The organism is Natronorubrum bangense (assembly GCF_004799645.1).
GTDB classification, from domain to species: Archaea; Halobacteriota; Halobacteria; order Halobacteriales; family Natrialbaceae; genus Natronorubrum; species Natronorubrum bangense.
Genome location: NZ_CP031305.1, coordinates 563,737 through 575,852 on the forward strand (window position 1 = coordinate 563,737; position 12,116 = coordinate 575,852).

Consider the following 12,116-nt stretch of genomic DNA (forward strand, 5'->3'; position numbering starts at 1 on the left):
GCCACGGTTCGAACGTAGAAGATGGTTGTAATTATATGAATATATGTCATCTTCCCTATGTGCATTCTGTATAAACATAATATTTTTATATTTACCATACAGTGTTGTTGCTGTGATTGTCTGTGGTTAACAATAACATGATGAATGGTCACAAGGGTAATACTTCTCGAGTGGCAGCAGGAAAAACAGGAGTTGGTCGACGAACGTTCCTGAAAACGACCGCTGCTAGTGCCGGACTCGCGACGGTCGCAGGTTGCCTCGGTGGCGGCGACGATGGTGGGATCTCGCTCGGTGCACTGTACATCACCTCGGGGTTCGCGTCACTGTACGGTGAAGAGGCAGCACGAGGCTACGAACTGGCTGTCGAAGAAATCAACGACAACGGTGGGATCGATGGCGAAGAGGTTACGGTTATCTCCCGGGATACGGAAGGCGACGCCACCACGGCGGGTCGACAGATGCGGAGTCTGATCGAGGAGGAAGGCGTCGACGGCCTCTTTGGGTTAGACAGCAGTGGGGTCGCACAGGCGCTGGCACCACAGGTCGCTGAGTTCCAGATGCCGTTTATGGTTACACACGCAGCGACGCCATTTCTGACGTCGCCGGAGGGAGAACACGAGGACTCGGTTGGCAACGAATACGTCTTCCGGAACGCCAACAATCTCACACAGGACATCTACGGTGCGGCACGTGTCGCCGACGAACTCGACGCAACCGAGTGGGCGACGATCGGGCCGGACTACGCGTTCGGGTACGAGACCTGGGATTACTTCCAGGCGTTCTGTGAGGGACTCGGCGTTGACGCGGAGTTTACCACCGAACAGTACCCGGGGCTCGAGACAGGTGATTACTCGCCGTACATCAGCGCGGTCATGGACGAAGAGCCCGACGGCGTCATCACGCCGCTGTGGGGGGCCGACCTGACGACGTTCCTCGGACAGGCCGAGGACGCTGGCTGGTTCGATCAGATCGATCACACGCTCTTCAGCGTCGGTATGGGAACGGATCTGCCTGCCGATGGATCGCCGCTGGTCGAAGGCGAGCACGCATCGACACGGTACGATCCGTTCGAGCCAGATACAGACGAGAACAGTTCGTTCCGCGAGCAGTACTACGACGAGTATGACAATCTTCCGACGTACAACGCAGAGGGAGCCTACCGAGCAGTCTACCTGTACAAGGGGGCGATCGAATCGGCCGGCAGCACCGGTCCGGACGAACTGGTAGAGACGTTCACCGGCATGGAACACTCCGGGCCGGTCGGAGACTACCGATTCAACGAGGAAACGAACCAGGCGACCGTGCCATCTATCTGGGGCACAGTCAGCTACGACGACGAGTGGGAGAGCAACGTCCTCGATCCCGTTGACGTCTACGAAGCCACACCAGACGTAGTGAACGACGCACTCGGCGACTCCGACCTCCCGTCGGGAGTCTGATCACTTCGTCGCTGTAGTCATACCATCGAAAATGTTACAACAATGTTAGACACAATTGCCTTTATTGGGCTGTCAGATGTTATCAATGGCCTGAGCCTCGGGAGCCGCCTGTTCCTGATCGCCGTCGGTTTGAGTTTGATCTTCGGCGTGCTCGGCGTCCTGAACTTCGCGCACGGGGCCTTCTACATGATCGGGGCCTACGTCGCACTCGCCGTGACGAACAACCTCGTCGATAACTTCTGGCTCGCGGTCATCATCGGCGCAACGGCCGTCGGCATCATCGGTGTGCTCATCGAGGTCAGCACGATCCGGCCACTCTACGGTCGACTCGAGGGTGACCTCGACCAGCTTATCGTTACGTTCGGATTCGTCCTCATCATCCACGAGGCGATCCGGTTTGTCTGGGGCTCGCAGCCACTCTCGAGAATGGACTACCCTGCAGCTCTCGACTTCTCCGTCTCGATTGGCGGCAGTACGTTCCCTGCCTACCGATTGTTCGTCATCGGTGCCGCGTTCGTCGTCATGCTCGGGTTGTGGGTGTTCATTACGAAGACGTACTTCGGCGCACTCGTGCGCGGGACGTCGTCGGACCGGGAGATGGCGTCGATTCTCGGCGTCGATGTGCCGCGGCTGTACACCGGGGTCTTTTTTCTTGGGAGCTTCCTCGCCGGTCTCGGTGGGGCGCTCGCTGCACCGCTGCAGTCGATCAGCCCAGCGCTCGGTGATCAGGTTATCATCGACGCGTTCATCATCGTCGTCATCGGCGGGCTCGGCTCGCTCTCCGGTGCGTTCGTCGGCGCGATGTTCGTCGGTATGATGCAAGCGATCGGCCCACAGTTCATGGCAGCCGGCCACATCGCAATCCCGTTCCTCGCGATGGTGCTCGTGTTACTGTTCCGTCCAGAAGGACTGTTCGGAGGGTTCGGCGAATGAGTACACAAGACAACAGCATCGGTGCACGGATCGGCACCTTCGGCCGAGAAGCCGTCCAGAACGGCTGGACCAGAGAACGGTTCACCGTGCTCGGGTTGATCGGGATGGTCCTGGTCGGACTCGGTCCCTCTTTCCAGGTGTACCTGTTCACCGAGTTCCTGATCATCGCACTGTTTGCGCTCGCGTTTAATCTCTTGTACGGCTACACCGGCCTGCTGTCGTTCGGCCACGCGTTGTTCTTCGCCGGCGGCTCCTACGGACTCGCAATCGTCATGCGTGACCTCCAGCCGCTCATCGCAGACGCGGTCGGCAGTGGTGTCGCGCCGCTCGTGACCTTCGTCGTCGGCGGCATCGTCGGCGTCCTACTGGTCGTCCTGATCGCGATCCCAGTTGGCTGGCTCTCTGTCCGACTCGAGGAGATCTACTTCGCGTTGATCACACTCGCGTTCGGAATGCTTGGCTTCTCGCTGATCGTCCAGAACCCAGGCGGTCTCACGAACGGCACCGACGGCGTGCTCGTCCTGCTCGGGCTCGTCGAACTCGGTGGGATGGAGTTCAGACTCGGCGATCGTCGGGTCTACTACTATTTGACGCTGGCAGTCGTCCTCGCGTCGACGTACGCCCTCTGGCGGATCGTCAACTCACCGTTCGGGACGATCTGTAAGTCGATCCGCGAAAGCCCCGACCGGGCCGCTGCACTCGGCGTCGACGTCCGCCACCATCGGTGGATGACGTTCATCCTCTCGGCGTTTTTCGTCGGGGTTGCCGGCGTCCTGATCGCCGGCTTAGCAAGCGTCGCCTCGCCGTATCACTCCCACTGGACCCAGAGTGCAACCGCCGTCGTGGCCACCGTCATCGGCGGCGCGACGTTCTTTGCCGGACCGATTGTCGGGGCGTTCATTTACCTCTACGTCCGTTGGGGGATCAGCCGCTTCCCGGCGCTCGAGGCCCACTGGGAGTTCTTCTTCGGGGTTATGCTCATCGTCACCGTGCTCTACTTCAAGCAGGGTGCCGTCGGTGGGTTGCTCATGCTCCACGCGTGGCTCCTCGAGGTCCAGGCGGTGTACGAACGCGACGGCGCTGGCGCTGCAGCGTCGTTCGTCAGTGAATCGGTCAGCAACAAACTCAGATCGGTGGGCGATCGCTTGACGTCGACGGGACACGGCGACGCTGCCGATGGAGGTGGGAAGCAATGACGACAGTGCTCAAAACCGAAAATCTTCGTAGACAGTTCGGCGACCTCGTCGCCGTCAACGACGTCTCGCTCGAACTCGAGGAGGACGAGATTACCAGTATCATCGGCCCGAACGGGGCTGGGAAGACGACGTTCTACAATCTGTTGACAGGGGTGCTCGAGCCGACATCGGGTGCGATCCACCTCTGGAAGGACGGCGAGTTACAAGATATCACCGACGCACCGCCCCACGTGGTGGCCCAAAGCGGCCTCTCGCGGTCGTACCAGATTACGAACGTCTTTGAGCGGCTGACCATCCGTGAGAACGTCCAGGTCGCTCGAATCGCCCATGAGGGGCGGACGCTCGATATCCGTTCGCGTGCGGCCAACGACGAGCAACTCAACGCGGACGTCGATGAACTGCTCGAACTCACGAACCTCACCGACATGGCGGAGGTGACGTGTGACAAACTAAGTCACGGTGAAAAGCGCAACGTCGAGATCGCGCTTGCGCTCGCGATCGAGCCGACGGTGTTCTTGCTCGACGAGCCGACGGCCGGGATGAACCCGACCGAGACGAAAGAGATCGTCTCGCTCATCCACGAACTGAACGAGGACATCGACGCGACATTCGTCGTCACCGAACACGACATGGACGTCGTCACCGACATCTCGGATCGGATCGTCGTCCTCGCCGACGGGGCGGTCCTTGCGGACGGCGATCCACAGGCGGTCCTCTCGGACGAACGCGTGACGGAAGCGTACCTGGGGAGTGAGGCAGTATGACAGTACTCGAACTCGACGACATCGACACGTACTACGGGAACAGCCACGTCCTCCACGGCGTCTCACTCGAGCTTGCAGAGGGTGAAGTCGTCGCCCTGCTCGGCCGCAACGGGGCCGGAAAGACGACGACGATGCGATCGATCATGGGCGTGACGCCGCCACGGCGTGGCTCGATCGTCTACCGCGGCGAGAACATCGTCGGCAAATCGCCCGATAAATTAAACGAGCGCGGCATCAATCTGGTGCCCGAAGACCGTCGGGTGTTCCCGACGTTGTCCGTTCAGGAGAACCTCGTGCTCGCGCACAAACTCGCCGCCGACCCGAAACCGATCGAGGAAATGTACGAGCTGTTCCCGATCCTCGACGAGTTGCGGACAAGCGATGCCCAGAACTTGAGCGGGGGCGAACAGCAGATGCTTGCAGTCGCACGCGCGCTCGTCCAGCGTCCCTCGTTGCTCTTGCTCGACGAGCCGACCGAGGGGCTCGCCCCGGTCATCGTCGACGACTTACAGGAGATGCTCCAGGCGGTCGTCGACGAGGACGTGACTGTCTTGCTCTCCGAACAGAACGTCAACTTCGCGTTCGAGTTGGCGACACGGGGCTACGTCATCGACACCGGCTCGATCGTCTTCGAGGGTTCAGTCGAGGAGATCCAGAGCCGCGAGGACCTCCTCGAGAAGTACCTCGCCGTCTCACCGGAGGAGGTCGCCTAAGATGTCCGATCTGACGCACCGGCCGTCTTTCTGGCGACCGCTGCCACGGGACGCGAGTCGTCTCACGAACCCACGAGAGGGCGCTACAGCCCCATCTCGCAGACGAACTCGACTCACCAAAGCGGTGGCTCACCGACGAGAGCAGGGCGGTCGAACCCATTCCGAAGGCGTCGACCGGCAAGTTCGACAAAAAAGGATTACGCGATCGGATCGACGTGGTGATAGACGATGAGTGACCTCTTTGACCTCTCGGGACGTGTCGCACTGGTAACCGGCGGCGGACGCGGTATCGGACGCGCGATCGCCGTCGAACTCGCAAACGCCGGGGCCACGGTGGTCCCATCGGCCCGCTCGACCGATGAGATTGAGGCTGTGGCCGACGAAATTGAAGCCAACGGCGGTGACGCGCTCGCCGTCGCGACCGACGTCACCGATCCGGATGCTGTCGCGAACGCGATCGAGCGCGCCGAAAGCGAGTTCGGCAGCGTCGACGTCGTCGTCAACAACGCCGGTTTCAATCCCAGTGATGCCCTCGGACGACCGGAGGACGTCTCGACCGAGAGCTTCGATCGAGTTCTCGACGTGAACTTGAACGGAGCGTACGAGGTGACGACGGCAGCGGCCGACTCGCTGCTCGAGAGCGACGGCGGCTCGGTGATCAACGTCGCCAGCGTCGGCGGACTGGTCGGTCTGCCGCGCCAGCACCCCTACGTCGCCTCGAAACACGGCCTCGTCGGCCTCACAAAGAGTATGTCGATGGACTGGGCACCGGACGTGCGCGTCAATGCGATTGCGCCGGGCTACGTCGCGACGGAGCTCACCACAGGCCTGCAGGAAAACGAGAGCCTCCGCCAATCGATCATCGACCGCACGCCGCTCGAGCGCTTTGCTGAACCCGAAGAGATCGCCGGCCCGGCGGTCTTCCTCGCGAGCGACGCCGCGAGCTACGTCACCGGCTCGGTACTCGCCGTCGACGGTGGCTGGACGTCACGGTAATCAGACCGTTCAGTTCGGGCGGCTCGACACTATTTTGCGACCGATGCTCCGGCTGACGAACGTTTAGATCTCGTACTCGCCGTCGATGACCGCCGTCGCCTGCTCGAGCAGTCCTGGGACGCCGGCTTCCATCGTCGGGTACATCGGATCGTCGCTGTTGCCCTCGAGATAGCGCCGGAAGAACATCTCTCCGAGTGCACCCATCTTGTACGTCGCGAGGACGATGTAAAACCGGGGCTCGTCGAACGTGTAGCCGGTCTCCGTCTCGTACCGATCGATCAGCTCCTGTCGCGAGAGATAGCCGTCTCGAGCTGTCAGCGTCGGGTACAAGTCCGGAATCGGTGGCTCGGGATCGTCCTCGTCGTGCCAGAAGGAGAGCATCCAGCCGAGGTCAGTGAATGGGTCACCGAGCGTGGCCATCTCCCAGTCAAAAACGGCGATGATCTTCGGCTCGCTCCCGGTGGCCGCGTCGTCACTGGCGACCGTCCCCTCGGCTGCGGGAGCGACCATCACGTTGTCCAGTTTGTAGTCGCCCTGGACGAGCGTCTCCGGATGGTCCTCGGGGACGTTCGCCTGGAGCCACTCCGTGATCCGCTCGAGCGACGGGAGGTCGCGATGGTCGGCTGTCGTCTCCCGTGCCCATTTGAACTGTTCATGCCATCGATCGACCTGTCGCTGTGTAAATCCCTCGGGATAGCCAAACTCACCGAGCCCGACGGACTCGTAGTCGACATCGTGGATGGCTGCGAGCGTGTCGACCAGCTCGGTGCTGAGCTGTCGGCGTGCGTCCGGGCGCGCGAGCCACGCTGGCTCTTCGGTCCGGATAACGTCTCCCTCCAGTTTCTCCATTACGTAGAAATCACTCCCCATGACCTCGTGATCGTCGCTCTCGAGGACGGTTCGTGGAACGGGCACGGCCGTCTCCTGTAACGCGTCGACGACGTGGTGTTCCCGAAGCACGTCGTGTGCCTTGTCTGCGGTCTTCCCCGGCGGCGGTCGCCTAACGACCAGTTCCTGCTCACCCCACGTCACGAACAGCGTCTCGTTCGAGTGGCCAGCGTCCACCCGTTTGACCTTGAGGCGATCGGCCGGGCCGAGTGCGTCCGCGAGATATGCCCGTAACTGCTCTTCGTCGATCAGCCGATCGAGATACGTCTCATCGCTCATCGACTCACCCCACAGATATTGACAACTGTCATCATTGACCAAAACACTACGTTCGTCTTACGCACAACTGAGGTTAAATACTTCGGGCGACCGAACTGGTCAATCGGCGGGAGAGACTGCCACGACCGATCGTGGCGGCGCTGTCACTGGATTTGTCCAGACTCGGTCGCGTGGCCGACAACTGCCAACTGCCAACTGCCGTCCACGAGACGACATTCGAACCCTGTCCGGACGCCCACAGCTTGTACACACGGCTTCCTAGATACGATTATCTCTCAAAAGAGCGGGTGTTGTGTGGGGGTATGAACGTCACGAAAACGGTCGCTCCGTCCGCGCTGTGACTGGCGGGGATTCGAACCACGTCCGAGAACCTGCCCACTGCGTTCGCAGAATCTCGGTCTCGTTCGAATCCGTGCCCGTCCGCTCCCCAGTCCGTTCGTCGCGGACGGGCGTGACGGGATTCGAACCCGCGATCAGAAGGTTAGGAACCTTCTGCCCTCTCCGCTAGGCCACACGCCCCCTCGAGAAAGATCCGTTATTTCGTTTCCGTTTCGGTCTCGGAGTCGCTTTCCTCAGTGACGGGTTCTGTATCGACGAACTCGTCATCGTCGTCGAACTCGCCCTCTTCGAAGCCGTCGTCTTCTTCGAATCCTGATTCGCGCATCTCCTCGAGTTCCGTTTCGACCTTTTCACGCCCTTTCTGGAATTCGCCCATGGCCTCCCCGGTCGACCGGGCCAGTTTCGGGATCTTGTTGGCCCCGAACAGCAGAATGGCGATGAAAAGGATGATCAGTAGTTCCGGACCCCCGGGTACGCCGGGGATGAACAGCGGTGCGATTTCGGCTACCATCTCTATACGTGGGTTACCCGCTGGCAATTATAACCTTTTTGGACCACCAAGTAGCGCACGTCTTGACGAACGTCCGTTTGAGTCGGGCTATCGAGCTAATTACAACCGGACGGCGCAGGGATATATATCACTGCTTCGAGTGACCGCTCCACCTCGAGGTAATGGTTCGCATGAACGTTCGTTAGCGAACAGTTCCGCGAACGAAACTGTCTTTCCGGTTTACCCGCAAGTAGCCAGTGATGCCAGCAACTGGAGACACTGCACCTGATTTCACCGCACCGCTTGCAAACGGCGACGTCGACTCCTTTACCCTCTCAGAACGGCTCGAAGACGAATCCCCGATCGTCCTTGCCTTTTTCCCGGGCGCGTTCACCGGCGTCTGTACCGACGAGATGTGTACGTTCCAGGACCGACTCGCCGCGTTCGACGACCTCGATGCCAATGTCTACGGCGTCAGCCGAGACTCTCCGTTCGCACTGAACGAGTTCCGCGACCAGAACGGCCTCGAGTTCGGACTCATCAGCGACTACAACAAGGAGATCATCGACGACTACGACATCGCGATGGACTTCGCTGACCTCGGCGTCTACGGCGTCGCCAAGCGTTCGGTGTTCGTCATTAACGGCGATGGAGAGGTCACCTACGAGTGGGTCAGTGACGACCCCGGCGTCGAGCCCGACTACGACGAGGTCGAGGCCGCTGTCGAAGACGCAGCCTAACCAACGCGACTGGCTGCAACGGCCCCTGAGAACGATATCCATCGTGAAGCCCATTTTTGTCGCAGTTTCCTCGAGACAGACTGTCTGACAGTCGGCAGTAGATTCGATCACCCGGTCAGTCAAAATCCGTCAGTCAGTACGGCCAACAGTATCACCGTCCCAACGTCGCTTGCCGTAGGGCTTTTTTAGTCCGCTGTCGACGCTACTGTATGAGCGATTCTGCCGGTGACGACGCTGGTCGTCGTGTCTACTCCCCTGAAGCAGCCCACAACTTTCCCGATACGAAACTCAATCGCGTCCTCGAGTTCATCGCGGCGGACGAAGAGATCAAGACGTATCTCGAGGCACAGAACGTCAACGCGGTCGATCGGATGCAGTACAACGACCACGGAACGAAACACATCGAGATCGTCCGCAACCGAGCGCTGTGTCTCTACGATCTGCTCAAAGCTGGCGACGTCGATTTCAACGGCGCGCGCCAGCAGGGCCTGGCCGAGGAAGACGAGTCAGTTATCATCGCGCTCGCAGCCACACTGCACGACGTCGGCCACGTCGTCCACCGCGATCAACACGCCTACTACTCGATTCCGCTGGCTTCGGATATCCTCGATCGCATTCTCCCCGAGTTCTACGACGTCGCCGAATCGGTCCGAGTGAAAGGCGAAGTCCTCCATGCAATCCTCTGTCACCACCGTTCCGAGACGCCGCTGACGACCGAAGCAGGTGTTATCCGTGTCGCTGACGCCCTCGACATGGAGCGTGGCCGCTCGCGGATCCCCTACGAACACGGCGGCCGTGGTATCAACACCCTCTCGAGCCAGGCGATCAGCCGCGTCACGCTCCAAGAAGGTGAAACCAGCCCCGTGATGGTCGAAATCGCCATGACCAACGCTGCTGGCGTCTACCAGGTCGACAACCTGCTGAAAGCGAAACTGAGCGACTCTGGGCTCGAAGAACAGATCCGGATCGTGGCAGTCAACACGAACGAGAACCGTGAGCAGTTAGTCGAACGGATCGAACTCTGAACCCCCAGACCTGACTCGAGCGCTCGGACTTACTGCTTCCAGACGAAGCCCAGCATCCGAACTCAGCGGCCAACCTGTTTTGATACCGACCATCTGCGCTGCGCTCATAGCGGCGCTCAGCGCCACAACTGTCTCGTTCGCGGTGGGTAGCGTGAACTGCACCCGCCCGCGTTGAGCAGGAGAGTGCGTCTCCGATGCTTGAAGCGTGCGTTCGCTAAATCGCAACTTCCAACCGCCTTTTGATCCGCTCTCGATCAGTCACCGCAGGCAAGCTCGAACCCCGAATTCGTTCGCTCGAGGTAGCCCCGTCTCCGAAGCGTGCTGGTGACCGAGAGGACGGTTCCAGTGGTGAGTTCGAGCGCAGTGCAGAGATCCGCAGTCGTCGCACTCGGCCAGACGGAGAGGTAGAGATAGACGAGCTTAGCCTGTGCTGACTCGATGTCGTCCGGAATCGATACTGCCGATCGTGACTGTCTGCGGTGGTGCATACGACGAGGTCAGAAGTTCGACGATATTAAAACTGAGTGTCGACAGCTGTCGAATTATGTGGCTCGAGTCAGGCGACTCCAGCGACTCGAGTTGATGGGGACGGCGCGAAAGTCAGTGTATTTTTGTCGTCACCGACCCCCCTCACCGGTATGAATCTCCAACTCATCTTCCTCGGCTTGCTGACTGGCACGCTCACCGGTGCGTTCTTTGCGCTGTTTGATGTCCCCATCCCAGCACCGCCGGAGTTGCCGGGGCTAATGGGAATTATCGGCATCTATCTGGGCTACAAACTGGTCCAGGCTGCAGACATCAGTATCGACGTGCTCGACTCGCTCGGGTTCTAACACGATCGTCGATTCCATTCGTCGGCTGTCGAACCGGATTTTTGGTCTGCTGACCAACACGAGTCACCCGCCGACCGCAGTCGAACGATAGTAGCCGGACGATCTCACTCGAGATCCAGATCGGCAGCGAACTCACGCGCCCGTGCTCTGATCGCGGCGGCGTCGGCGGCGAGGACTTCCCCGTCGCGCATGAGTACGTCGCCGTCGACCATCGTGAACTGCACATCGTCGCCGTGAGCAGCGAAGACCAGATGCGAGAGCACGTCGTGGATCGGCGTCGCGCGGGTGATGTCCGTCTCGAGGGCGATCACGTCGGCGGTCCACCCCTCGCGGAGTTTGCCGACGCGGTCGAAGCCCGCCGCCTGCGCGCCGTTTATCGTTGCCATCTCGAACACCGTTTTCGCGGGCAATGCCTGTGGCTCGAGGCGATCAACCTTCTGGAGCAGTGAGGCCTGTCGCATCTCGGTAAATGGATCGAGCGTGTTGTTACACGGCGGGCCGTCGTTGCCCAGCGCGACGTTGATCCCCCGATCCAGATAGTCCAGGACTGGTGCGACACCGCTTGCGAGTTTCATGTTCGAGGAGGGACAGTAGGTCACGTTGGTACCGGTCTCCGCGAGCACCGCTCGCTCCGAGTCGTCGGTCCAGACACAGTGAGCGAGGACGACGTCCTCGCCGGTGAGTCCGACCTCGTCGAGCCAGTGGATGTTTCGCCGGCCGGTATCCTCCTCGACGGCCGCGATCTCGCCGCGGTTCTCGCTTGCGTGCGTGTGGATCATCACCCCGTCGTAGGTGTCCGCAAGCACTCTGGCACCGCGAAGGGCGGCCTCGGTGCAGCTGACGGCGAATCGCGGCGTTACGGCGTACTGGATTCGACCGTCGTCGATACCGTGGTAACGGCGAATGAGTCGCTCGCTTTCGGCGAGCGCCTCGTCAGTGTCCTCTAACAGCCCCGGCGGTGAATCCTTGTCCATGATCACCTTCCCGAGCCGGCCACGGATTCCCAGCTCGCGGGCTGCCTCGAACGCCTCCGCTGCGTGGGCAACCGAGAGGTGATCGATACAGGTCGTCGTCCCGCTCTCGATCAACTCGAGATAGCCGAGTTCGGCAGCCGTCCGCATCTCCTCGGCCGACAGTGACGCCTCCATCGGGAGGACGTACTCATAAAGCCAGTCGAGTAACTCCGTGTCGTCGGCGATCCCCCGTCCGAGGCTCTGGACGGAGTGGACATGGGCCCCGACAGTGCCCGGCATGAGCACGTCGTACGTCTCGTGGACGTGGTCCGGATACTGCTCGAGACAGGCTGCTCGTTCCCCAACGGCGACGATCACGTCGTCCTCAACGACGACTGCCCCATCGTGGATCACCGTTTCAGAATCAGCGACAACCGTCCCCGACAGTAACATTCGACCCAGAATAGCCCGTCGGCAGGCTTAGGACTACTGGTACGGTGACTCGCCTCGAGGCACTCTCCGAGGCTC

The 12,116-nt window shown here is 60.7% G+C and carries 13 protein-coding genes and 1 tRNA gene; 9 read left to right on the plus strand and 5 right to left on the minus strand.

Going from position 1 to position 12,116, the window contains the following annotated elements; translation table 11 throughout:
• Positions 1 to 137: 137 nt before the first annotated feature.
• The 6 genes from DV706_RS02825 to DV706_RS02855 all read left to right on the plus strand — a co-directional run bounded on the left by DV706_RS02825 (position 138) and on the right by DV706_RS02855 (position 6,041).
• On the plus strand, positions 138 to 1,439 hold the full coding sequence (locus tag DV706_RS02825) for an ABC transporter substrate-binding protein (protein ID WP_136350784.1): 1,302 nt from the start codon (positions 138 to 140) through the stop codon (positions 1,437 to 1,439).
• Between the two features lie 42 nt (positions 1,440 to 1,481).
• Positions 1,482 to 2,372: a branched-chain amino acid ABC transporter permease gene (locus DV706_RS02830; protein WP_006066657.1), complete on the plus strand. Its 891-nt coding sequence runs from the start codon at positions 1,482 to 1,484 to the stop codon at positions 2,370 to 2,372.
• Positions 2,369 to 3,568: a branched-chain amino acid ABC transporter permease gene (locus DV706_RS02835; protein WP_006066656.1), complete on the plus strand. Its 1,200-nt coding sequence runs from the start codon at positions 2,369 to 2,371 to the stop codon at positions 3,566 to 3,568. Before DV706_RS02830 ends, DV706_RS02835 begins: the two co-directional genes overlap by 4 nt.
• Complete coding sequence (locus tag DV706_RS02840) at positions 3,565 to 4,332, plus strand: ABC transporter ATP-binding protein (RefSeq protein WP_006066655.1); 768 nt, start codon at positions 3,565 to 3,567, stop codon at positions 4,330 to 4,332. The genes DV706_RS02835 and DV706_RS02840 overlap by 4 nt, the downstream gene beginning before the upstream one ends.
• Positions 4,329 to 5,045: an ABC transporter ATP-binding protein gene (locus tag DV706_RS02845; protein ID WP_006066654.1), complete on the plus strand. Its 717-nt coding sequence runs from the start codon at positions 4,329 to 4,331 to the stop codon at positions 5,043 to 5,045. The genes DV706_RS02840 and DV706_RS02845 overlap by 4 nt, the downstream gene beginning before the upstream one ends.
• Before the next feature lie 228 nt (positions 5,046 to 5,273).
• Positions 5,274 to 6,041, plus strand: coding sequence for an SDR family NAD(P)-dependent oxidoreductase (locus DV706_RS02855; RefSeq protein ID WP_006066653.1), 768 nt, complete (start codon positions 5,274 to 5,276; stop codon positions 6,039 to 6,041).
• A 63-nt stretch (positions 6,042 to 6,104) separates the two neighbouring features.
• On the opposite strand, the gene DV706_RS02860 is transcribed toward DV706_RS02855, so the two are convergent.
• From DV706_RS02860 to tatA, 3 genes are all read right to left on the minus strand, one after another.
• The gene (locus DV706_RS02860) at positions 6,105 to 7,208 is read right to left on the minus strand and encodes a phosphotransferase family protein (RefSeq protein ID WP_006066652.1); all 1,104 of its coding nucleotides are present in this window, start codon (positions 7,206 to 7,208) and stop codon (positions 6,105 to 6,107) included.
• Positions 7,209 to 7,654: 446 nt separating this feature from the next.
• Positions 7,655 to 7,727: transfer RNA gene (locus tag DV706_RS02865), tRNA-Arg, on the minus strand.
• A gap of 16 nt (positions 7,728 to 7,743) precedes the next feature.
• On the minus strand, positions 7,744 to 8,058 hold the full coding sequence (gene tatA / locus DV706_RS02870) for a twin-arginine translocase TatA/TatE family subunit (RefSeq protein WP_006066651.1): 315 nt from the start codon (positions 8,056 to 8,058) through the stop codon (positions 7,744 to 7,746).
• A 239-nt stretch (positions 8,059 to 8,297) separates the two neighbouring features.
• On the opposite strand from tatA, the gene DV706_RS02875 reads away from it, so the two are divergent.
• Entirely contained in the window at positions 8,298 to 8,777 is a 480-nt protein-coding gene (locus DV706_RS02875; protein ID WP_006066650.1) for a redoxin domain-containing protein, read from the plus strand.
• A 209-nt stretch (positions 8,778 to 8,986) separates the two neighbouring features.
• Positions 8,987 to 9,802 (plus strand): HD domain-containing protein, encoded by an 816-nt coding sequence (locus DV706_RS02880; protein WP_006066649.1) that lies wholly within the window; start codon positions 8,987 to 8,989, stop codon positions 9,800 to 9,802.
• A gap of 254 nt (positions 9,803 to 10,056) precedes the next feature.
• On the opposite strand, the gene DV706_RS02885 is transcribed toward DV706_RS02880, so the two are convergent.
• On the minus strand, positions 10,057 to 10,290 hold the full coding sequence (locus DV706_RS02885; protein WP_006066648.1) for a hypothetical protein: 234 nt from the start codon (positions 10,288 to 10,290) through the stop codon (positions 10,057 to 10,059).
• A 150-nt stretch (positions 10,291 to 10,440) separates the two neighbouring features.
• Between DV706_RS02885 and DV706_RS02890 the strand changes: the two genes are divergently transcribed.
• Positions 10,441 to 10,635, plus strand: coding sequence for a XapX domain-containing protein (locus tag DV706_RS02890; RefSeq protein WP_006066647.1), 195 nt, complete (start codon positions 10,441 to 10,443; stop codon positions 10,633 to 10,635).
• Positions 10,636 to 10,739: 104 nt separating this feature from the next.
• Here the strand turns inward: DV706_RS02890 and DV706_RS02895 are convergent, their stop codons facing one another.
• Positions 10,740 to 12,041, minus strand: coding sequence for a 5'-deoxyadenosine deaminase (locus DV706_RS02895; RefSeq protein WP_006066646.1), 1,302 nt, complete (start codon positions 12,039 to 12,041; stop codon positions 10,740 to 10,742).
• Positions 12,042 to 12,116: the final 75 nt, after the last annotated feature.